This window comes from Pseudomonas sp. 3A(2025) (genome assembly GCF_054589175.1).
On sequence record NZ_BAAILM010000113.1, the window covers coordinates 935,355 to 956,081 of the forward strand.

Genomic DNA, 20,727 nt, shown 5'->3' on the forward strand with positions numbered 1-20,727 from the left:
CACTCAGTGCGCTCAATTTATTTTCAGGTGCTTGCGCAGCCCGCGTAATCCATAGCTGATCCAGGGCCATAGCAAGGCACTGACCAGCGCCGGCAACACCAGCGCCAGGGTCGGCTGGCGGTTGCCGGTCAGGGCACTGAGCCACAACTGGGCCAACTGCGCCAGACCGAACACCACCAGCAGAATCAGGCATTGCTGCCAGGTCGGAAAGATCCGCAAGCGATGCTGCAAGGACATCACCAGGAAGGCGATCAGGCTCAGGGTCAGCGCGTTCTGGCCCAGCAAGGTGCCATACAGCACATCCTCCATCAGCCCCAGCAACCAGGCAGTGGTCATGCCGACCTTGTGCGGCAGCGCCAGGATCCAGAAGGTCAGCAGCAGCGCCAGCCACAGCGGGCGAAAGATTTCCATGAATTGCGGCAGCGGCGAAACGCTGAGCAACAGGCCGATGGCGAAGGTCAACCAGACCACCCAGCCATTGTGTCCGGGGGCGTGACTAACCATCGATGGGCTCTCGGGAGTTGGACGGCGCGGCGGCCGCTGGCGTCGCCGGCCTTGAAGCCGGGCGGCTGCTGGCCGGTGCGGGCGAAGCCGCAGGCGTACTGCGCGCAGGCGCTGCGTGTGGCGTAGAGGCACCGCTCGGCACACTATTGATCGGGAACACCGGCAGCAACGCCCCAGGCATGGCCGGGAATACCGGCGCATAAGCGCCAGGCACCGGCGCCAGGTTGGCAGGCCCGCTGCGCCTGCCCAGCAATTCCTGAGCCTGACCGGCCTCGGCAGCGCGCTCCTCGGCCGAACGGCCGTCGGAGAACACCAATAACAGGTAACGGCTGCGGTTCAGGGCGGCAGTCGGCTCGGCACGGACAATGGCAAACGGCTGACCGGAGTCGTGGATGACCTCTTTGACCGTCGCCACCGGATAACCGGCCGGAAAGCGCTGACCCAGCCCGGAGCTGACCAGCAGGTCGCCTTCCTTGATGTCGGCGGTGTCGGCCACATGACGCAGTTCCAGGCGCTCGGGGTTGCCCGTGCCGCTGGCGATGGCGCGCAGGCCGTTACGGTTGACCTGCACCGGAATGCTATGGGTAGTGTCGGTCAGCAGCAAAACGCGCGCGGTGTAGGGCATCAGCTCGACCACCTGGCCCATCAGGCCACGGGCATCGAGCACCGGCTGGCCAAGGACCACGCCATCGCGTTCGCCCTTGTTGATGATGATCCGATGGGTAAAGGGGTTCGGGTCCATGCCGATCAGTTCGGCGACCTCGACCTTCTCGTTGACCAGCGCCGATGAGTTGAGCAATTCGCGCAGGCGCACGTTCTGCTCGGTCAGGGCCGCCAGCTTTTGCAGGCGGCCTTGTAACAGCAGCGCTTCGGTCTTGAGTTTTTCGTTCTCGACCAGCAGCTCGGTGCGACTGCCAAATTGCATGGCTACGCCCTGATACAGGCGCTGCGGCAAATCGACGATCCAGTAGGTCTGCATCAGCACCAGCGACATCTGGCTACGCACCGGCTTGAGCAGGGTGAAACGGGCATCGACTACCATCAACGCAACCGACAGCACCGCCAGCACAAGCAGGCGTACACCCAGCGAAGGGCCTTTGGCAAAAAGCGGTTTAATAGGCCGCTCCTGTCGGGCATTCGCTCGACGGATTGAGCCTTGACTGGCTGTTATTCATGCGCAAGAGGAATTGACCTGGACGGATTGAAAAGCGTATTCAAGGGCAGCGTGAAGCCTACAGGTAGCATAGGGGCTACCTGTAGACCAACAACTGCTTGAAGCGCTCCCGACGAATTACTCGCTGGAGAGCAGGTCCATGGTGTGTTTGTCCATCATTTCCAGGGCTCGGCCACCGCCACGCGCTACGCAGGTCAGCGGGTCTTCGGCGACGATCACCGGCAGGCCGGTTTCCTGGGCCAGCAGTTTGTCGAGGTCGCGCAGCAGGGCACCACCACCGGTCAGTACCAGACCACGCTCGGCGATGTCCGAAGCCAGCTCCGGAGGCGATTGCTCCAGCGCGCTCTTGACTGCCTGCACGATGGTCGCCAGCGACTCCTGCAGCGCTTCGAGCACTTCGTTGGAGTTCAGGGTGAAGGCACGTGGCACGCCTTCGGCCAGGTTACGGCCGCGCACGTCGACTTCACGGGTTTCGCCGCCCGGGAAGGCAGTACCGATTTCCTGTTTGATACGCTCGGCAGTGGATTCGCCGATCAGGCTGCCGTAGTTGCGGCGCACGTAAGTCACGATCGCTTCGTCGAAACGGTCGCCGCCAACCCGTACGGATTCGGCATAGACCACGCCATTGAGCGAGATCAGGGCGATTTCAGTGGTACCACCACCGATGTCGACCACCATCGAACCACGGGCTTCTTCGACCGGCAGGCCGGCACCGATGGCCGCAGCCATGGGTTCTTCGATCAGGAACACTTCGCGGGCACCGGCACCCAGTGCCGATTCACGAATGGCGCGACGCTCGACCTGGGTGGATTTGCACGGAACGCAGATCAACACACGAGGGCTGGGTTGCAGGAAGCTGTTTTCATGAACTTTGTTGATGAAGTACTGCAGCATCTTTTCACAGACGCTGAAATCGGCGATCACGCCGTCTTTCATCGGACGAATGGCGGCGATATTGCCAGGCGTACGGCCCAGCATGCGTTTGGCCTCGGTCCCTACGGCCACAACGCTTTTCTGGTTGCCGTGGGTACGAATCGCGACGACCGAAGGTTCATTCAGTACGATACCGCGCTCACGCACGTAAATAAGTGTGTTGGCAGTGCCCAGGTCGATGGAAAGATCACTGGAAAACATGCCACGCAGTTTCTTGAACATGGGAAAAGGACCCTAGGGAACGCGTGGGTAAAAAAGTGCGGCAAACTCTAACAACGACAGGGATTTTGGGCAAGGAGCCAATATGTTAAATTGGCAGCTTTTCCGAGCAAGAGCCTAGACGTTCGCGGCCATCAGACCGACGAAACGCCGTCATGTTCCGCAACCCGCCCCGGATTCGGTCCGGCGCACTCACCTGGAGATACCCCCATGGCGCTCGAGCGCAGCGACGTGGAAAAGATCGCTCACCTGGCCCGTCTGGGCCTCAACGATGACGATCTGCCACGTACTACCGAAGCACTGAACAGCATTCTCGGGCTTGTCGACCAGATGCAAGCGGTCGACACCACCGGCATCGAACCCCTGGCTCACCCGCTTGAAGCGTCCCAGCGCCTGCGCGACGACGTCGTGGCAGAGAGCAATCATCGCGACGAATACCAGGCCATCGCCCCTGCGGTCGAGCAAGGCCTGTATCTGGTTCCGAAAGTCATCGAGTAAAGGGAAAGCGCCTGCATGCATCAATTGACCCTGGCCGAGATCGCCCGCGGACTCGCCGACAAGAAATTCTCATCCGAAGAGCTGACCCGCGTCCTGCTGGCGCGTATCGCCGAGCTCGACCCGAAGCTCAACAGCTTCATCACCCGCACCGAAGACCTGGCCATCACCCAGGCCCAGGCCGCCGACGCCCGTCGCGCCGCCGGTGAGACCGGCGCCCTGCTGGGTGCCCCGCTGGCGCACAAGGACCTGTTCTGCACTCAGGGCATCCGCACCAGCTGCGGCTCGCGCATGCTCGACAACTTCAAGGCGCCCTACGACGCCACCGTGGTTGCCAGGCTGGCCGCCGCCGGCACCGTGACCCTGGGCAAGACCAACATGGACGAGTTCGCCATGGGCTCGGGCAACGAGTCGAGCTACTACGGCGCGGTCAAGAACCCCTGGGGTCTGGAGCACGTTCCGGGCGGTTCGTCCGGCGGTTCGGCGGCGGCCGTGGCCGCGCGCCTGCTGCCAGCCACCACCGGCACCGACACCGGCGGCTCGATTCGCCAGCCGGCAGCACTGACCAACCTCACCGGCCTGAAACCGACCTACGGTCGTGTTTCGCGCTGGGGCATGATCGCCTACGCCTCCAGCCTCGATCAGGCAGGCCCCCTGGCGCGCACCGCCGAAGACTGCGCACTGCTGCTGCAAGGCATGGCCGGCTTCGACCCGCTTGACTCCACCAGCATCGACGAGCCGGTGCCCGACTACTCGGCCAGCCTGAACAATTCGCTGCAAGGCCTGCGCATCGGCCTGCCGAAGGAATACTTCGGTGCCGGCCTCGATCCGCGCATTGCAGAGCTGGTGCAGGACAGCGTCAAGGCCCTGGAAAAACTCGGTGCCGTGGTCAAGGAGATCACCCTGCCGAACCTGCAGCATGGCATCCCGGCCTACTACGTCATCGCCCCGGCCGAGGCATCCTCGAACCTGTCGCGTTTTGACGGCGTGCGTTTTGGCTACCGTTGCGACCAGCCCAAGGACCTCACCGACCTGTACAAGCGTTCGCGTGGCGAAGGCTTCGGCGCCGAAGTGCAGCGCCGGATCATGGTCGGCGCCTATGCGCTGTCGGCTGGTTACTACGACGCCTACTACCTCAAGGCGCAGAAAATCCGTCGTCTGATCAAGAACGACTTCGTCAACGCCTTCGCCGAGGTCGACGTCATTTTGGGCCCGACCACGCCGAACCCGGCCTGGAAGATCGGCGCCAAGAGCAGCGACCCGGTCGCCGCCTACCTCGAAGACGTCTACACCATTGCCGCCAACCTCGCCGGCCTGCCGGGCCTGTCGATGCCGGCCGGTTTTGTCGACGGTCTGCCGGTGGGCGTGCAGTTGCTCGCGCCCTACTTCCAGGAAGGTCGCCTGTTGAACGTTGCGCATCAGTACCAGCAGGTCACTGACTGGCACACCCGTGCCCCTGAAGGCTTCTGAGGAGAATTTAAATGCAATGGGAAGTCGTCATCGGGCTGGAAATCCATACCCAGCTTTTGACCCAATCGAAGATTTTCTCCGCCAGCGCCACCACGTTCGGCTCCGAGCCCAATACCCAGGCCAGCCTGGTCGACCTCGGCATGCCGGGTGTTCTGCCGGTACTCAATAAAGAAGCCGTGCGCATGGCGGTCAAGTTCGGCCTGGCGGTCGACGCCGAGATCGGCCAGCACAACGTCTTTGCGCGCAAGAACTACTTTTACCCCGACCTGCCCAAGGGCTATCAGATCAGCCAGATGGAGCTGCCGATCGTCGGCAAGGGCCACCTGGACATCACCCTGGAAGACGGCACCGTCAAGCGCATCGGCATTACCCGTGCGCACCTTGAAGAAGACGCCGGCAAAAGCCTGCACGAAGACTTCCAGGGCATGACCGGCATCGACCTCAACCGCGCCGGCACCCCGCTGCTGGAGATCGTCTCCGAACCGGACATGCGCAGCGCCAAAGAGGCGGTGGCCTACGTCAAGGCAATCCACGCAATGGTTCGTTACCTGGGCATCTGCGATGGCAACATGGCCGAAGGCTCGCTGCGTTGCGACTGCAACGTGTCGATCCGGCCCAAAGGCCAGGTCGAGTTCGGCACCCGCTGCGAGATCAAGAACGTCAACTCGTTCCGCTTCATCGAGAAGGCGATCAACAGCGAAATCCAGCGCCAGATCGACCTGATCGAAGACGGTGGCAAGGTTGTGCAGCAAACCCGCCTGTACGACCCCAACACCAACGAAACCCGCGCCATGCGCAGCAAAGAGGAAGCCAACGACTACCGTTACTTCCCCGACCCGGACCTGCTGCCGGTGATCATCGAGGACTCGTTCCTGGAGCAGACCCGCGCCACCCTGCCGGAATTGCCACCGCAAAAGCGCGAGCGCTTCCAGAGCCAGTTCGGCCTGTCGGCCTATGACGCCAGCGTGCTGTCCTCCAGCCGCGAGCAGGCCGACTATTTCGAACAGGTGGTCACGATTGGCGGCGACGCCAAGCTGGCAGCCAACTGGGTCATGGTCGAGCTGGGCAGCCTGCTCAACAAGCAGGGCCTGGAAATCGAACAGTCGCCGGTCAGCGCCGAGCAACTGGGCGGCATGCTCAAGCGCATCCAGGACAACACCATTTCCGGCAAGATCGCCAAGATGGTCTTCGAAGCCATGGCCAATGGTGAAGGCAGCGCTGATGAAGTGATCGAAAAGCGCGGCCTCAAGCAAGTCACCGACAGCGGCGCGATCGAAACCATGCTCGACGAAATGCTCGCGGCCAACGCGGCGCAGGTCGAACAGTACCGTGCGGCCGACGAAGCCAAGCGCGGCAAGATGTTCGGTTTCTTTGTCGGTCAGGCGATGAAAGTCTCCAAAGGCAAGGCTAACCCGCAGCAAGTCAACGAACTGCTCAAGGCCAAGCTCGAAGGCTGATACCTGTTTCCCATGGCCGGCCGCCCGGCCGGCCATGGGGATCGCCTTTGCGCAGGTTCACAGGATATGTTCCATGCACCGACTGCTTACTGCCTGCACCCTGCTCTCTCTGCTGGCTGGCTGCTCCAGCCATTCGGTTGATCCGCATGGCTATGACGAAACCGGCACAGCCTCGTATTACGGCGCGCGCCATCATGGCAAGCGCACCGCCAGCGGCGAGCCGTTCAACCAGAACGCACTCACCGCCGCCCACCGCGAACTGCCGTTCGGCAGCCGCGTCAAAGTCACCAACCTGGCCAATAAACGCAGCGTGGTGGTACGCATCAACGATCGCGGCCCGAACACACGCGGGCGCCTGATCGATATTTCGAAACAGGCCGCCGAACAACTGGGCATGCTGCGCAGCGGCACCGCCAAAGTACGCGTCCAGGGCCTGGACTGAGGACTACTGCCATTTTCCAGCTCTCGAGCCTGCCACCTCCCGCCCTGCTGCAACTGGCCAGCGGCCTGCTGCTGTTGCTGATCGGTGCCGGGCTGTCGGTGCGCGCCGCCGTGCACCTGGCGGCGTGGCTCAAGGTTCGCCCGCTGATCATTGGCCTGACCCTGATGGCCCTGGGCAACAGCGCCCCGCAATTGTCGGTGGGCGTGCAGGCCGCGTTGTCGGCCAACACTGATATTGCCGTGGGCAGTGTGGTTGGCAGCCATATTTTCAATGTGCTGGTCACCCTGGGGCTATGCGCGCTGATCATTCCGCTGCGTGTGCCACTGCAAGTGGTGCGCATCGACATTCCACTGATGATCGGCGCCTGCGCCTTGCTGATGGCCGTGGCCTGGGATCAGGAAATCAGCCTGACCGACGGCCTCCTGCTGCTGGCCGGCCTGGCTTTTTGCCTGCTGGTCATCGTGCGCCAGGCCAGCCATGACGCACGCCATGGTCATGGGCATGGCCACAAGCAGGCTAACGACAGCCCGCCGCGCATCATGCTGGCACTGCTGAGCCTGGCTGGCGGGTTGCTACTGTTGATCGGCGGCGGGCACTTGCTGGTCGATGCCACGGTAGTGCTGGCCATTCATCTGGGCTTGTCGGAGCGGATCATGGGCCTGACCCTGATGGCCGTCGCAACGTCGATGCCGGCGCTGATCACCTCGCTGATCGCCGCCTTGCGCGGCGAGCGCGACATGGCGGTGGGCAATGTGATCGGCAGCAGCCTGTTCAACCTGCTCGGCGTGCTGGGGCTGACGGCACTGATTGCCCCCGCGCCGCTGTCGGTGTCACCCAACTCACTGGCCTATGACCTGCCGATCATGCTCGGCGTTGCGGTATTGAGCCTGCCGCTGTTTTACTCGGGCTACCGCATTACCCGCCTGGAAGGCCTCTTATTGCTGGCGCTGTACGCCGCCTACGGGCTGGACATCATCGGTTTCAGCACCGGCATGCTGCTGGCCGAGCGCCTGGAAAGCTGGATACTGTTCGCTGTTTTGCCGCTGCTGACGGTCCTGGTGATCCTGGGCATGATCCGCACCTGGTGGCGCCATCATCGTTGATCCACCGTCTAGAACCTGAGGAAAGACCCATGACCGACCCGAAGACCCAAGCCGGAGAAACCATTCGCCGCCAGGTGATGGGCGATGCCTACGTCGACCGCGCTCGCGCCAACGCCAGCGAATTCAGCCTGCCGTTGCAGGATTTCATCAACGAGCAGGCCTGGGGCAGCGTCTGGGGCCGTGAAGGCCTGGACCTGAAAACCCGCAGCCTGATCACTCTGTCGACCCTGGCGGCCTTGAAGTGCTCGCAAGAACTCAAGGGCCACGTGCGCGGCGCGCTGAACAACGGCTGCACCCCGGAAGAAATCCGCGAAACCTTCCTGCACTGCGCGGTCTACGCCGGCATGCCTGCGGCCATCGATGCATTTCGCGCGGCGCAGGAGGTCATCGAAGAACATCTAAGCGGCAAGTTGTAAGCCTCAAGCTTCAAGTTATTAGCGGCAAGCGGCAAGTAAAGGCAAGAACATCAGCGTCACTACGCACCTCTTGCAGCTTGAAGCTCAAAGCTTGCCGCTGCTTAAATCCAGCCGCCCCATTGCAGCAGGAAGATGCCGATGTTGGTGGTGATCGCCGCCGCCAGGGTGGTGAGGACGATGATCGCTGCCGCCAGTTCGTAATTGCCGTTGGCGCTGCGCGCCATGATGTAGCTGGATGCGGCGGTAGGGCTGGCAAAGTACAGAAACAGAATGCCCAGCTCCGGGCCACGGAAGCCGCAGGCCCAGGCGGCGGTGGTGCAGATCAGCGGCAGCCAGACCATTTTCATCAGGCTGGCGCCGACCGCCATCTTGCCGCTCTGGCGCAGCGAGGTCAGCGACAGGGTGCCGCCGATGCAGATCAACGCCAATGGCAGGGTCATTTGTGCCAGGTAATTGGCCGAGGTCTCGAACCAGGTCGGCATGCGCACGCCGTAATAAGCGAACGGCGAGGCGACGATCACGCTGATGATCAGCGGGTTGGAGAATACGCTCTTGATCACGCTCCACGGGTCGGATTTGATCACCGGGCTGTACACCGCCAGGATCATGGTCGACAGCGCGTTGTAATACAGGATGACCATCGCCGCAAGGATCGCGCCCACCGAGATACCGTGGCTGCCGTACATGCTGGCCGCCAGCGCCAGACCGACCACGCCGTTATTACCACGAAACGCACCTTGCACATAAACGCCACGGTCCGCATGCGGAATGCGCCAGATCGCCCAGCCCCAGAGCAGGGCGAAGCTGAGCAAGGTGGCGACGGTGAAGAAGATCAGCAGGTCCGCTTGCAGGGCGGTTTTCAGGTCAGCATGCACGATGCCCATGAACAACAGGGCTGGCATGGTGACGTTGAACACCAGCGACGAGGCGGTGACGATGAAACCGTCATTGATCGCCCCGATACGCTTGAGAAACACGCCCATGAACAGCATGGCAAAGACTGGCGCGGTGACATTGAGTGTTTCCAGAAAGATAGCCAGCATGCCCCGCGATCCCTGTCCCGTCGTTAGGTGGCTAATGATAAGCCAGATACGACGTCATATGTGACAGGGTTTTACGGGATTACCGGGCACCGTTCGGGACCACCTGCATCTCGACCACTTCCGGACGCTTCAATACCGCGTACAACACACCGGTCACCAGGCTGCCAGCCACGATGGCCAGCAGATACAGCAACGCATGGTTGATCGCATTAGGGATCAGCATGACGAACAACCCGCCATGCGGCGCCATCAGCTTGCAGCCGAAATACATCGACAGTGCACCGGTCAGCGCGCCACCGGCGATACTGGCCGGAATGACGCGCAGCGGGTCCTTGGCGGCAAATGGAATCGCCCCTTCGGAAATGAAGCACAGCCCCAGTACAAACGAAGCCTTGCCCGCTTCGCGCTCGCTTTGCGCGAATTTGTGTCGCGCCAGCAGGCTGGCGATGCCCATGCCGATCGGCGGCACCATGCCGGCGGCCATCGCTGCGGCCATCGGCGCATAGCTTTGCGACGCCAACAGCCCGACCGAGAACGCATAGGATGCCTTGTTGATCGGGCCACCGAGGTCGACGCACATCATCGCGCCCAGCACCAGACCGAGCAGAATCGCGTTGGCGGTGCCCATGCTGGCGAGAAAGTCGGTCAGCGCGGTCAGCATACTGGCCACCGGACGGCCGACCACGTAGATCATCATCAGACCGGTGAACAGACTGGCCAGCAGTGGAATGATCAGGATCGGCTTGAGCGCCTCAAGGCTTGCGGGCAGGCGCGCATAACGACTGATCAGTTTAGCGCTGTAACCGGCCAGGAAGCCGGCGACGATGCCACCGATAAAACCGGCACCCAGGGTGCCCGCCAGCAAGCCGCCAATCATCCCCGGCGCCAGGCCCGGACGGTCAGCGATGGACCAGGCGATGTAACCCGCCAGCATCGGCACCATCAACTTGAACGCCGCCTCACCGCCGATCTGCATCAGCGCAGCGGCCAGCGTGCCCTCTTGCTTGAACGCTTCGATGCCGAACACGAATGACAAGGCGATCAGCAGACCACCGGCCACTACCATCGGCAGCATGAACGACACGCCGGTCAGCAAGTGCTTGTACACGCCTGCACTTTCGGACTTGGCCGGAGCCTTGTCGGTGCTGGCGTTACTTTCGACCTTGGCCTCAGCCAGTGCCTTGCCCAGCGTGGCGTCCGGCTGCTTGAGGGCAATGCCGGTGCCGCAGCGATAAATGCGCTTGCCGGCAAAACGCTCGGTAGCCACTTCGATGTCGGTGGCCAGCAGCACCACGTCGGCGTCGCTGATGGCTTGAGGACTGAGGGGCGTGCGGGCGCCGACCGAGCCCTGGGTTTCCACTTGCAGCTCGTGCCCCAAACGCTTGGCCGACTGTTGCAAGGCTTCGGCGGCCATGAAGGTGTGCGCCACGCCGGTCGGGCACGCGGTGATCGCGACGATACGCGCCGTGTTTTGCGCAGCAGCCGGTGCAGGCTCGTTGGCGACCGCCTGCCAGGGCTCGGCTTGTTCGTCGGCACGCTTGAGAAAGGCATCGACGTCTTGCAGCGCCTGGGCGGGCGAGCCCTGGAACAAGCGCTTGCCAGCAAAACGGTTCAGGTCCAGCGGGCCGCTGTACACCGTCACGACCAGATCGGCCTGCTCGATGTCCTGCGCCGACAATTGACGCTCCGGCTTGTGCGGGTCAACCACTTCAACGCAGGTCTCCCAGCCCATGCGCTGGGCGGCAGCCGCCAGCAAACGGGCACTGAGGACGCTACTGACCTTGCCGTTGGGGCAGGCCGTGACTATGGCTATTTTCATCAACGTCGCCTCTCTTATTGTTGGGCCGGGTATTGTTCGGTCAGGTTGCGCACGGTCACACCGTTTGCGAGCTGTTCAAGGTGAACGGCATCGGTGATGCCGAAACCGATCTGGGTCACGGCCATGGCCGCGATGGCCGTGGCGGTGCGCAAGGTCTGTTGCGGCGCATGGCCGCTGAGCAGGCCGTGGAGCATGCCGGCCAGCAACGAGTCGCCGGCGCCCACGGTGCTGGCGACCGTGACCTTGGGCGGCTGCGCATGCAACGCGCCTTGGGCACCGAACCAGTTCACGCCGTCGGCGCCCTGGGAAATCACCACATGCTCGATGCCTTGCGCCTGCAGGCGCTGTGCGGCGTCGGCCTGCTCGCGGCTCGAATTCACCGCCACGCCCAGCGCGTCGCTCAGCTCTTCGGTGTTGGGCTTGACCAGCCATGGACCGGCCTCCAGCCCGGCACGCAAGGCCTGGCCGCTGCTGTCCAGCGCCACTTTCAGACCCTTGGCCTTGAGCATCACCAGCAAGCGCTGTAACCACTGCGGACTGACGCCACGCGGCAGGCTGCCGGCGACGACCAGCGCATCGAAGCCCGGCGCGATCAGCTCAAGGCGCTCGAACAGCCGTTGCTGATCGGCCTCGCTGACGAGCAGGCCCGGGCCGTTGACATCGGTGATGCAGCCGTCGGCTTCGGCCAGCTTGATATTGCTGCGGGTTTCGCCCGGCACGCGCACGAACTCGTCGACAAAACCACGCCGGGCGAACAGCGCATCGAAGGCCTGGGGATTATCCAGGCCCAGAAAACCCGCCACGGTCAGGTCATGGCCCAGATCGGCCAGCACCTGGGCGACGTTGAGGCCCTTACCGGCTGCGTGGGTGAGCATGGCGTCACTGCGGTTGACTTCGCCGACCTTCAATTGGCCCAACTGCACAGTCAGGTCCAACGCCGGGTTGAGGGTCAGGGTCAGAATACGGGCCATTACAGAGCCTCCACGAGTGCGCGGACTTCGGCGGCGCTGCCCACCGTCAGCGCGTCATGCGCCAGGGCCTGAGCGCCGCTCAGGCTGAGGTCGCGTACGCAGGCCTTGACCTCGGCGATGCTGCGCGGCGATACGCTCAGTTCATCCACGCCCAGCCCGACCAGCACCGGTACCGCCAGCGGGTCGGCGGCCAGCTCGCCGCACACGCCGACCCATTTGCCGTTGGCATGGGCGGCGCGCACGGTGATGTCGATCAGTTGCAGTACCGCCGGGTGCAGGCCGTCGGCCTGGGCCGACAGCGTCGGGTGGCCACGGTCGATGGCCAGGGTGTATTGGGTCAGGTCGTTGGTGCCGACGCTGAAGAAGTCCACCTCTTTGGCCAGCACCGGCGCCAGCAAGGCGGCCGACGGCACTTCGATCATGATCCCCAGCTGCAGGTCGCTGACCGGAATTTCGAGACGCAGGCGCTCGACCATGTCGCGGCCCTGACGCCATTCGTCGACGCTGCCGACCATCGGGAACATGATGCGCAGCGGCCGGTTGTCGGCGGCGCGCAACAAGGCGCGCAATTGCGCCTCCATGATTTCAGGGCGCTGCAGGGTCAGGCGAATGCCGCGCACACCCAGAAACGGGTTTTCTTCTTTATCGATGGGCCAGTAAGGCAACGGCTTGTCGCCGCCGACATCCAGCGTGCGGACCACCAGCGGGCGGCCGTCCAGATCGTCGAGCACGCGGCGGTACTCGGCTTCCTGGGTCGCTTCGTCCGGCGCCTGGTTGTGGGCCATGAACAGCAATTCGGTGCGTAGCAGGCCAATGCCTTCGGCGCCCTGTTTCACAGCGGCCGGGGTGCCGGTGCTGTCGCCGATGTTGGCGCAGATTTCCACCGCATGGCCGTCGCGGGTCACCGCCGGCTCCATGCGTGCCGCATGCGCCGCTTGCAAGCGTTGCTCACGGGCATCGCGCTCTTCAACCGCACGCTGCAACAGCGCCGCATCCGGTGCCACGGTCAGGCGGCCGCGCTGGGCATCGAGCAGCAAGACGGTGCCCGGCTCGATCAACAGGACTTGCTCGCCGGCACCGACCAGCGCGGTGATGCCCAGCGCGCGGGCGACAATAGCGCTGTGCGCCGTGGCGCCGCCGCGTGCGGTCAGAATACCGGCCACACGGGCCGGGTCCAGACGCGCCACATCGGAAGGGCCGACTTCGTCCATCACCAGAATGTAAGGTTGTTCGGGTTCGGCAAGCGCCTGAACGCCGCACAGGTGGGCCAGCACCCGCCGCCCGACATCACGCAGGTCGGCGGCACGCTCGGCCAGCAATGCGTCGTTGAGCGACTCCTGACGCAACGCGGCGGTCTCGATGACGATGTTCCAGGCAGCGGCCGCGCTCTTGCCCTGGTTCAGGTGCACATCGACGTCCTGAGTCAGTTCCGGGTCGTCGAGCATTTCCTGGTGGGTGATGAAAATCTCGCCAATGGCTTTGGAGGTGCTGCGTTGAATCAACTGGCCGATTTCGTCACGCACCCGACCCAGCGCGGCCTGCAAGCGCTCACGCTCGGCCGCCGGCGACTCGCCCTGCTGGGGATAATCGAAGGTCAACGGCACCTGCACATGCGCAGGGCCGATTGCTACGCCGGGAGAGGCCGGCACTGCCGCGATGACTGCACCGGCCTGCGGGGCAACCACGGCACGCGGTGCGGCCGGTTGCACCGCCGCTACCTGAGCGGGCGTTGCCACGACCGGCTCGACTTCTTCACCCAGGCCCTGCTCGACCGCTGCCAGCAACGCCGGCAAGGCATCGGCGGCAATGCTCGGCTCGGCAATGAACTCCAGGGTCTGGCCGCGCCGCGCACCGAGGCTCAGCAGCTTGCTCAGGCTCTTGGCCGACACTGCGTTGTCGTCGCTTTCGACGATGCGCAGGCGGATATCGCCGTCGAAGCTTTTCGCCAGTTGCGCAAGAATCTTCGCGGGCCGGGCATGCAAGCCATGGGCGTTGGCCAGCACGATCTGCGCGCTGGGCCATTCGGCCGGCACGTCACCGCCCAGGGCTTGCAACACGGCACGGCTGTTGGTGGCCTGGCCAAGTTCCTGGCCACGACCTTCGATCAGCAAGGCACACAGGCGCTCAAGCAGGTTCTGGTGCGCTTCGCCGAGACTGGCCAGACAGAACAGGCCGGTCAGCGGCTGGCCCAGAAAGCGCAGCGGCTTGTCCGGGGTGACAAAAGCCAGGCCCGGACGATTGACCATTTGTTCGCTATGCAGCCACCACAGGCCGTCGCCCAGCGGCAGGGCTTCGACCTGTTGCAGCACGGCGGCAAAGCCGTTATTGACGCAATCGGCCTTGCGCAGCAGGCGCGCGCCGCGCCATACCAGCTCTTCGAAATCGTCGACCGACACGCCCAGGCTGATCATCTGCGCGTCCAGCGCCAGCTCTTGCGGTGCGCCTTGCAGCAATTTGAGCAGGTCTTGTGGCGTTGTGGCGGCACGCAGCGACGGTCCCAGATCAGCTTCGCCCAGCGCGCGGGTCAATAATTGCAGCAGGCGCAGGTGCTCATCGGACTTGGCGGCGATGCCGATCGCCAGGTAGACGATCTGCCCGTCGCCCCAGTCGACGCCGTCGGGGAACTGCATCAGACGCACCCCGGTGCTGAACACCTGATCGCGAGTGTCGGGGGTGCCATGCGGAATGGCGATGCCTTGGCCAAGGAAGGTCGAGCCTTGCTGCTCGCGGTCCTGCAAGCCTTTGAGGTAACCCGGTGCAACCAGTCCATCGGCGACCAGATGCTCGGCCAGCAGGTGCAGTGCGGCAGATTTATCCACCGCCACCTGGGCCATGGAGATCTGCTCCAGAGTGAGTTCGAGCATGCCTTGACTCCTGTGCAGCGCCGCAGCGCCACCTGATTCTTGTTGTAGGTACATGACAGAGTAGAAACAAATACGCGTTTCGTCTGACAGTGTCCTGCACACGATATCAGCAATAAATAAGCCTGCTGAATCGTTTAATCTTGAAATTGTGCGGCACGTTACTCGATTCTGTAAACCGCTAGAAGCCCAGCCGGTCCGATTGCCCAATGCGCGGGTCAAATACCGTGAGTACCTGCCGTTAACTGATGGTCTGCTATAAAGATCGCGCTGCATGGGCGAGAATCCCGGCAGCCATGAGGCACCAACAAAAAAGGAAACCTCGGTGAAACTCAGTGATATAGCCCGCCTGGCGGGTGTTTCTGTGACCACTGCCAGTTATGTGATCAACGGTAAGGCCGAACAGCAGCGCATCAGTGCCGCGACCGTCGAACGGGTGCGCGCAGTGGTCGAGCAGCACGATTTCCGCCCCAACCCCCAGGCCGCCGGCTTGCGCAGCCGGCATAGCCGTACCCTGGGTTTTATCCTGCCGGACCTGGAAAACCCCAGTTATGCCCGCATTGCCAAGCTGCTGGAACAGGGCGCACGGGCGCGAGGCTACCAGTTGCTGATTGCCAGCTCCGACGACGATCCGCTCAGCGAACTGCAATTGCTGCAACTGTTTCGCGCCCGGCGCTGCGATGCGCTGCTGGTCGCCAGTTGCCTGCCGGCCAGCGACGACAGCTATCGGCAGTTGCAGGCCAAAGGCCTGCCGATCATTGCCATCGACCGGGAAATGGACCACGAGGTGTTCTGCTCGGTGGTCAGCGACGACCAGCAGGCCAGCCTGCAATTGACCCGTAGCCTGCTGCAGACCCGCCCGCAGCGTATTGCCCTGCTCGGTGCGCGCCCGGAGCTGAGCGTCAGCCGCGCACGGGCCGGCGGTTTCCGCCAGGCACTGGAAGGTTTTGACGGTGACGTGATCATCGAGCATGGCGAGTCGTTCAGCCGCGCCTGCGGGCAACGCCTGATGCTTGACCTGCAACAACGCCTCGGCGGCCTGCCCGATGCCTTGATCACCACCTCCTATGTGCTGCTGCAAGGCGTGTTCGATGCGCTACAGCCGCAAGCGGCGCTGCGCCTGGGTACATTTGGCGACACCCAGTTGCTGGACTTTCTGCCGCTGCCGGTCAATGCCATGGCCCAACAGCATCAACTGATTGCCGACACCGCCCTGGAACTGGCGCTGGCCGCCATCGAGAACACACAGTACCAGCCCGGCGTGCATGCCCTCGCGCGCACCTTCAAGCAGCGTATCGGCGAGGCATGACGTGAGGCTGATCGACACCCACACGCACCTGGACTTCCCGGATTTCGACGCCGATCGCACACAGGTGCTGGAACAGTGCCAGGCCTTGGGCGTGCAGCGCATGGTGGTGTTGGGCGTCTATCGGGATAACTGGCAACGGCTGTGGCAACAGTGCCTGGACAATCCATCGTTGTACGCAGCCTTCGGCCTGCACCCGGTGTATCTGCAGCAGCATCGCCCTGAACACTTGCAGGATCTGGGCGACTGGGTGAGCCGCCTGAAAGGGCACGACAAATTGTGCGCTGTGGGCGAGATCGGTCTGGATTACTACTTGCCGGAGCTGGACCGTGAACAGCAACAGGCATTGTTCGAGGCACAACTGGGGCTGGCGGCGGATGTCGACCTGCCGGTGCTGCTGCATGTGCGGCGCAGCCACGCCGAAGTGATCGCCACGCTCAAGCGCTACAAGCTCAAGCGCAGCGGCATCGTGCATGCCTTTGCCGGCAGCGTCGAACAGGCCCGCGAATACATCAGGCTGGGCTACAAACTGGGTCTGGGCGGTGCGGCGACCTGGCCGCAGGCGCTGCGCATGCATCGGGTGCTGCCACAGTTGCCGCTGGACAGCATCGTGCTGGAAACCGACGCACCGGACATGGCGCCGGCCATGTACCCCGATCAGCGCAACAGCCCACAACACTTGCCGGACATCTGCCGGGCCTTGGCGAAGCTGATGAACATCAGCCCCGAGCGACTGGCCGAAGCCTGCACAGACAACGCCCTGCAGGTGTTCGGCTGGTCGTGAGGGCCCTCAGAACAGCAGCGTCCACAAGGCAAAGCCTGCGTACCAGACGATCGCCGAACGCACCAGCAACTCCCAGATCAGGTTCAGGCTGGTCACCGCATTGGCACCGACTACCGGTATAGCCTTACTGGCCACTTCACTGGCTGCGCAGCCAGCACGGGCAATCAGTTGCGCGGCACTGATGTTCCAGTTGAGCAAGTCGTGCAGCAGTTCACGGTTGACGGCGGCGAAGTTGCCCACCAGCGCAAAGCTGGCGGCCAGCAGCCTGACCGGTACCCAGTCGAAGGCATGCCGCAACTGGCTGGCGCGCTCGGCGATGGCCGGGGTTGTGCTCCGCTCGGCGGCCAGCGCCAGCAAGCGATACGCCAGCGCTGCCACTGGCCCCAGCAGGAAGTACCAGAAGATCACCGCGAAAAAGCCCTGATAGGCCTGCCACAGCAAGTGTGCCTGCACACCGACCAGCAACTGCTCACTGTCGTCGGCCTTCACGCCCATGTCGCGCTCCGCTACATGCACCGCCGCTTGCGTGTCGCCACGCCGGCAGGCATCGCGAAACGGCCCTAAGGCGGTGATGACATCGCCACGCCCCAGGCTGTAGATCAGCACCAGCAGGTGCACCGGCAACAGCAGCCAGCCATACGCCACAGACCCGACGATCACCAGCGCCAGGTGCAACACCAGCACCGGCAGCACCACCAGCAGTGCCAGGATCAGCCAGGGCCGTGAGGCGGTACGCGGCGAAGCTTGCAGCCGGGCCAGTTCTTTCAGCCACGGACCGTCACGCTGGACCCGCTGGCGCAAGGCCGAAAACTTCTCGACCGCGATCAATAGCAACAACACCAGAAAACTCATTGCTCAACTCCCGTTTGCATCCTGCACAGTCAGTCGGAAACGCGCCCAGTCAAAGCACGGCCCTGGATCGGTCTTGCGTTGCGGGGCAATGTCACTGTGCCCGCAAATACGTTCTGGCGTGATCGACGGCCATGCCTTGCACAGCTGGCGAGTCAGCTCGCCGAGCGCTGTGTATTGCGCATCGGTGAAGGGCTGATCGTCAGTGCCTTCCAGTTCGATGCCAATCGAGAAATCGTTACAGCCCTCACGGCCCTCGAAGCACGAGACACCGGCATGCCAGGCACGCTCCAGACAAGAGACGAACTGGGTGACCTCGCCATCACGCTCGATGAGAAAATGCGCCGACACGCGCAGTTCGCTGATGCCTTCGAAATAAGGGTGGGCGCTGATGTCGAGGCGATTCTGGAAGAACGCCTGAACCTGCCCCGTCTTGAAGGTGGCCGGCGGCAGGCTGATGTTATGGATCACCAGCAACGAAATCTCCGCCGCCGGTCGCGCATTGAAATTGGGCGACGGGCAGTGCGCTACGCCGGCACACCAGCCGCTTGCAGAGTCGAGCTGCATGAGCACTCCCCGATGGACATTTGAATGGCCGCCAGTATGCCCGCGCCGTCAGGCAGCGCAACAGCGGCAAAACGCCCTTGATTTGTGCTCAAGCGCCCTTGCAGGCTCAGGCACCTTTGACCCGCCGCAGATTACCCATCACCGAGGCCAGTGCGCGATCGAACAGCAGCGCGTCGTCGAGCACCCGGATCGAGCCGCGACGAAACTCCACGGCCAGGCCCATGCGGGTTTTTTCCAGCACTTTCATGCCGGTGCGGTTGACGAAGATGTAACGCCCGCCCGGCTCAACGATGGCGGCCAGTTTGCAGCGCAGCTTGTGCTCTTCGTCTTCCTGAAGCTCGACCCAGCGGCCGACGCGCAACTGATCGACCTTTTGCAGGCCGCTGTCGTTTTCGGGCAAGGGCGACGTCGGCTCGTTGAACAGCTGCTCCTCGGGGGTAATCAGCACGATTTCTTCGGCGACATCGACCATCGCCGGGCGCTCGCCCTCCTGCTGGCGGGAGAAATGCTGGAAGGCCTGTACATGCAGCACCTCCAGCTGACTGAAGAATTCACTGGTGGCGAACGGGTCGAAGGCCGCGCTGGACAGGCCGTCACGCAGCACTTTGAGCAAGCCTGGCACACGCTCCAGCAGACGCTGGCGGGCTTCGGGCTCTTCATGCAGTTCGACGCTCCAGATCAGGTCGTCGACCGCATCGAGCCCGGTCTGCCACTCAGGCGAGGTGTCGCCATGCTTGAGGCAGATCAGCAACAGCACCTTGCTCCAGGCTTGCTGCAACAAGCGTACGACCACTTGCGGCAGGGTCTTGCCCACCAGGCGGCTGTTCAGTTCCTGCTGCACGCGTTGACGGGCAAGCTCGGCCCGCGCCCGGCCTTCTTCGGCGTCGCGGGTACGTTGTTCAAGCAATTCGCTGCGCCGGCGCTCGTCGCTGGTAAATGCAAGGAAATCGGCGAGCAGTTCGGAAAAGATCGCGGTGTCATCGACAAAATCGTTCAGCAGGCGCTGGACGATCTGCTCGACACGCAGGTACAGCGAGTCGCGCTGGTAATCGTCGCGCCCGCCCCACCCCAGCGCCGCGCTGGCAATCTCGTTGAGCAGGCGCCGGGCCGGATGGCTGCCACGACTGAAAAAACTCTTGTCGATGACCGCGACCTTGAGCATCGGAATCTGCAAGCGACCGATCAGGGCACGCAGCGACGGCGGCAGGTTACGGTCGTCGAGAATGAACTCGAAGAGCATGGCCACCAGGTTGATCACATCTTCATCGCCCACACCGACAATGCGCGACTTACCGCTTTTGACGCTGACCCGGGTCAGCAACTGCTCCAGTTGATCGCGCAGGTCGAAATCCTCGACCTCACTGGACGGCGGCACGTATTGCTGCAGGTGCGATAACAGGCGCAACAGGTCCTGACTGGAGATCGGCCGCACTTCGGCGTTGAGTTCATGGCGCGGGGCCAGATTGCCACGCAGTTGTGCAAGCAGTTGCTGCATGGCGCTAAAGACTTCGTGTACACCCTTGTCGAGCTTTTCCGTGGCCTGCGCCAACGCCGGATCGTCGAGTTGCGGTGCCGAACGCTGGCGTGGCGGGCGGTCGCTGACCCGGCGGGCCGGCAACGCTTTCATGTCGGGCAGGATGCCGGTGGCAATCAGCAAGCGATTGGCCTCGCCGTACAACTGGTCGGCATCGGCCAGCACATATTTCTCGAACAACTTGAGAATGATCAGCTTGACGCGAATCTCGACACCCAGGCTACGCCCGGCCTGCAAGAAAAAATCGCACAGCAGGGTCGGCCCCAGCGGGTTGCTCTGGTCCGTCAGGGTATGGGGCACCAGTTCATTCAGGCGCAGGGTCAGTTGACCCAAAATCTGCCCGTCACGACTCATGACCTTGGCAACCATGGCATCGACTGCCACGGTTTTTTCCAGATCGTCGTTGTGCACCAGTTCCAGTTTGTCGAAAGACACAGGCCCCGGCAGCACCGGCTCATCGGCGCGGTACTGGCCCAGAACCAGAAAGGCTTCGTAAAACTTGTCGATAAAGGCCCGCTCGATGCTCTTGCGCTTGAGACGCAAGTCGCGCATGGCTTCGAAAAAAGTGTTTTGCTCGGTGTTATTGCGGGCGCGATCGGCCATCTCGAAAAGGGTGTCGTCGGCATTGTCGAACAACACCTGCAAAGCATCCTTGAGCTGCTGGGCCGCCTTGTCGCGCACCTGCAACAAGACCACCGGCAAGCGTGCCAAAGGAGTTTGCGTCGCCTGCAAAGGGACGGCCCTGCTTAACGGCACAACTTTATCGTCGTTTTGCATCAC

Annotated in this window: 18 protein-coding genes; 8 read left to right on the top strand and 10 right to left on the bottom strand. The window is 63.1% G+C overall.

Going from position 1 to position 20,727, the window contains the following annotated elements; genetic code table 11:
- Window positions 1-12 precede the first annotated feature (12 nt).
- From mreD to mreB, 3 genes are all read right to left on the bottom strand, one after another.
- Window positions 13-504 (bottom strand): rod shape-determining protein MreD, encoded by a 492-nt coding sequence (gene mreD / locus ACYP2A_RS30960; protein ID WP_459749720.1) that lies wholly within the window; start codon window positions 502-504, stop codon window positions 13-15.
- Entirely contained in the window at window positions 497-1,621 is a 1,125-nt protein-coding gene (mreC, locus tag ACYP2A_RS30965) for a rod shape-determining protein MreC (protein WP_459749853.1), read from the bottom strand. The genes mreD and mreC overlap by 8 nt, the downstream gene beginning before the upstream one ends.
- Before the next feature lie 174 nt (window positions 1,622-1,795).
- Window positions 1,796-2,833, bottom strand: a complete 1,038-nt coding sequence (mreB, locus tag ACYP2A_RS30970) for a rod shape-determining protein MreB (protein ID WP_056834111.1) — start codon at window positions 2,831-2,833, stop codon at window positions 1,796-1,798.
- 207 nt (window positions 2,834-3,040) lie between these two features.
- Here mreB and gatC point away from each other — a divergent pair, with 207 nt between their 5' ends.
- The 6 genes from gatC to ACYP2A_RS31000 all read left to right on the top strand — a co-directional run bounded on the left by gatC (window position 3,041) and on the right by ACYP2A_RS31000 (window position 8,213).
- Window positions 3,041-3,328: an Asp-tRNA(Asn)/Glu-tRNA(Gln) amidotransferase subunit GatC gene (gatC, locus tag ACYP2A_RS30975; RefSeq protein ID WP_459749721.1), complete on the top strand. Its 288-nt coding sequence runs from the start codon at window positions 3,041-3,043 to the stop codon at window positions 3,326-3,328.
- 15 nt (window positions 3,329-3,343) lie between these two features.
- Window positions 3,344-4,795 (top strand): Asp-tRNA(Asn)/Glu-tRNA(Gln) amidotransferase subunit GatA, encoded by a 1,452-nt coding sequence (gatA, locus tag ACYP2A_RS30980; protein ID WP_459749722.1) that lies wholly within the window; start codon window positions 3,344-3,346, stop codon window positions 4,793-4,795.
- Window positions 4,796-4,806: 11 nt separating this feature from the next.
- Complete coding sequence (gatB, locus tag ACYP2A_RS30985; protein ID WP_459749723.1) at window positions 4,807-6,252, top strand: Asp-tRNA(Asn)/Glu-tRNA(Gln) amidotransferase subunit GatB; 1,446 nt, start codon at window positions 4,807-4,809, stop codon at window positions 6,250-6,252.
- A gap of 73 nt (window positions 6,253-6,325) precedes the next feature.
- Window positions 6,326-6,694, top strand: coding sequence for a septal ring lytic transglycosylase RlpA family protein (locus ACYP2A_RS30990; protein ID WP_459749724.1), 369 nt, complete (start codon window positions 6,326-6,328; stop codon window positions 6,692-6,694).
- 53 nt (window positions 6,695-6,747) lie between these two features.
- Entirely contained in the window at window positions 6,748-7,797 is a 1,050-nt protein-coding gene (locus tag ACYP2A_RS30995) for a calcium/sodium antiporter (RefSeq protein ID WP_459749854.1), read from the top strand.
- A gap of 29 nt (window positions 7,798-7,826) precedes the next feature.
- Window positions 7,827-8,213, top strand: coding sequence for a carboxymuconolactone decarboxylase family protein (locus ACYP2A_RS31000; protein WP_459749725.1), 387 nt, complete (start codon window positions 7,827-7,829; stop codon window positions 8,211-8,213).
- A gap of 101 nt (window positions 8,214-8,314) precedes the next feature.
- On the opposite strand, the gene ACYP2A_RS31005 is transcribed toward ACYP2A_RS31000, so the two are convergent.
- From ACYP2A_RS31005 to ptsP, 4 genes are all read right to left on the bottom strand, one after another.
- A complete protein-coding gene (locus ACYP2A_RS31005; protein WP_459749726.1) occupies window positions 8,315-9,256 on the bottom strand; it encodes an AEC family transporter in 942 nt (313 codons plus the stop codon).
- Window positions 9,257-9,335: 79 nt separating this feature from the next.
- Window positions 9,336-11,075: a PTS fructose-like transporter subunit IIB gene (locus ACYP2A_RS31010; RefSeq protein WP_459749727.1), complete on the bottom strand. Its 1,740-nt coding sequence runs from the start codon at window positions 11,073-11,075 to the stop codon at window positions 9,336-9,338.
- Between the two features lie 14 nt (window positions 11,076-11,089).
- Complete coding sequence (pfkB, locus tag ACYP2A_RS31015; protein ID WP_459749728.1) at window positions 11,090-12,046, bottom strand: 1-phosphofructokinase; 957 nt, start codon at window positions 12,044-12,046, stop codon at window positions 11,090-11,092.
- Window positions 12,046-14,910: a phosphoenolpyruvate--protein phosphotransferase gene (gene ptsP / locus ACYP2A_RS31020; RefSeq protein WP_459749729.1), complete on the bottom strand. Its 2,865-nt coding sequence runs from the start codon at window positions 14,908-14,910 to the stop codon at window positions 12,046-12,048. The genes pfkB and ptsP overlap by 1 nt, the downstream gene beginning before the upstream one ends.
- Before the next feature lie 322 nt (window positions 14,911-15,232).
- Between ptsP and cra the strand changes: the two genes are divergently transcribed.
- Both cra and ACYP2A_RS31030 read left to right on the top strand, forming a co-directional pair.
- On the top strand, window positions 15,233-16,216 hold the full coding sequence (gene cra / locus ACYP2A_RS31025) for a catabolite repressor/activator (RefSeq protein WP_459749730.1): 984 nt from the start codon (window positions 15,233-15,235) through the stop codon (window positions 16,214-16,216).
- Window positions 16,173-16,997 (top strand): TatD family hydrolase, encoded by an 825-nt coding sequence (locus ACYP2A_RS31030; protein ID WP_459749731.1) that lies wholly within the window; start codon window positions 16,173-16,175, stop codon window positions 16,995-16,997. Before cra ends, ACYP2A_RS31030 begins: the two co-directional genes overlap by 44 nt.
- 6 nt (window positions 16,998-17,003) lie before the next feature.
- Here ACYP2A_RS31030 and ampE read toward each other — a convergent pair whose 3' ends face one another.
- From ampE to ACYP2A_RS31045, 3 genes are all read right to left on the bottom strand, one after another.
- Window positions 17,004-17,849 carry a regulatory signaling modulator protein AmpE gene (ampE, locus tag ACYP2A_RS31035; protein WP_459749732.1) on the bottom strand — a complete coding sequence of 282 codons (846 nt, stop codon included), beginning with the start codon at window positions 17,847-17,849 and terminating at the stop codon, window positions 17,004-17,006.
- Between the two features lie 3 nt (window positions 17,850-17,852).
- Complete coding sequence (ampD, locus tag ACYP2A_RS31040; protein ID WP_459749733.1) at window positions 17,853-18,413, bottom strand: 1,6-anhydro-N-acetylmuramyl-L-alanine amidase AmpD; 561 nt, start codon at window positions 18,411-18,413, stop codon at window positions 17,853-17,855.
- Window positions 18,414-18,519: 106 nt separating this feature from the next.
- Entirely contained in the window at window positions 18,520-20,724 is a 2,205-nt protein-coding gene (locus ACYP2A_RS31045) for a DUF1631 domain-containing protein (protein WP_459749734.1), read from the bottom strand.
- Window positions 20,725-20,727 lie beyond the last annotated feature (3 nt).

Coding starts and splice junctions, on each gene's coding strand:
- gatC (WP_459749721.1), top strand. CDS start 3,041: ATGGCGCTCGAGCGCAGCGACGTGGAAAAGATCGCTCACCTGGCCCGT.
- ptsP (WP_459749729.1), bottom strand. CDS start 14,910: ATGCTCGAACTCACTCTGGAGCAGATCTCCATGGCCCAGGTGGCGGTG.
- gatA (WP_459749722.1), top strand. CDS start 3,344: ATGCATCAATTGACCCTGGCCGAGATCGCCCGCGGACTCGCCGACAAG.
- ACYP2A_RS31000 (WP_459749725.1), top strand. CDS start 7,827: ATGACCGACCCGAAGACCCAAGCCGGAGAAACCATTCGCCGCCAGGTG.
- ACYP2A_RS31005 (WP_459749726.1), bottom strand. CDS start 9,256: ATGCTGGCTATCTTTCTGGAAACACTCAATGTCACCGCGCCAGTCTTT.
- ACYP2A_RS30990 (WP_459749724.1), top strand. CDS start 6,326: ATGCACCGACTGCTTACTGCCTGCACCCTGCTCTCTCTGCTGGCTGGC.
- gatB (WP_459749723.1), top strand. CDS start 4,807: ATGCAATGGGAAGTCGTCATCGGGCTGGAAATCCATACCCAGCTTTTG.
- pfkB (WP_459749728.1), bottom strand. CDS start 12,046: ATGGCCCGTATTCTGACCCTGACCCTCAACCCGGCGTTGGACCTGACT.
- ampD (WP_459749733.1), bottom strand. CDS start 18,413: ATGCAGCTCGACTCTGCAAGCGGCTGGTGTGCCGGCGTAGCGCACTGC.
- ampE (WP_459749732.1), bottom strand. CDS start 17,849: ATGAGTTTTCTGGTGTTGTTGCTATTGATCGCGGTCGAGAAGTTTTCG.
- ACYP2A_RS31030 (WP_459749731.1), top strand. CDS start 16,173: ATGCCCTCGCGCGCACCTTCAAGCAGCGTATCGGCGAGGCATGACGTG.
- mreB (WP_056834111.1), bottom strand. CDS start 2,833: ATGTTCAAGAAACTGCGTGGCATGTTTTCCAGTGATCTTTCCATCGAC.
- ACYP2A_RS31010 (WP_459749727.1), bottom strand. CDS start 11,075: ATGAAAATAGCCATAGTCACGGCCTGCCCCAACGGCAAGGTCAGTAGC.
- mreD (WP_459749720.1), bottom strand. CDS start 504: ATGGTTAGTCACGCCCCCGGACACAATGGCTGGGTGGTCTGGTTGACC.
- ACYP2A_RS31045 (WP_459749734.1), bottom strand. CDS start 20,724: ATGCAAAACGACGATAAAGTTGTGCCGTTAAGCAGGGCCGTCCCTTTG.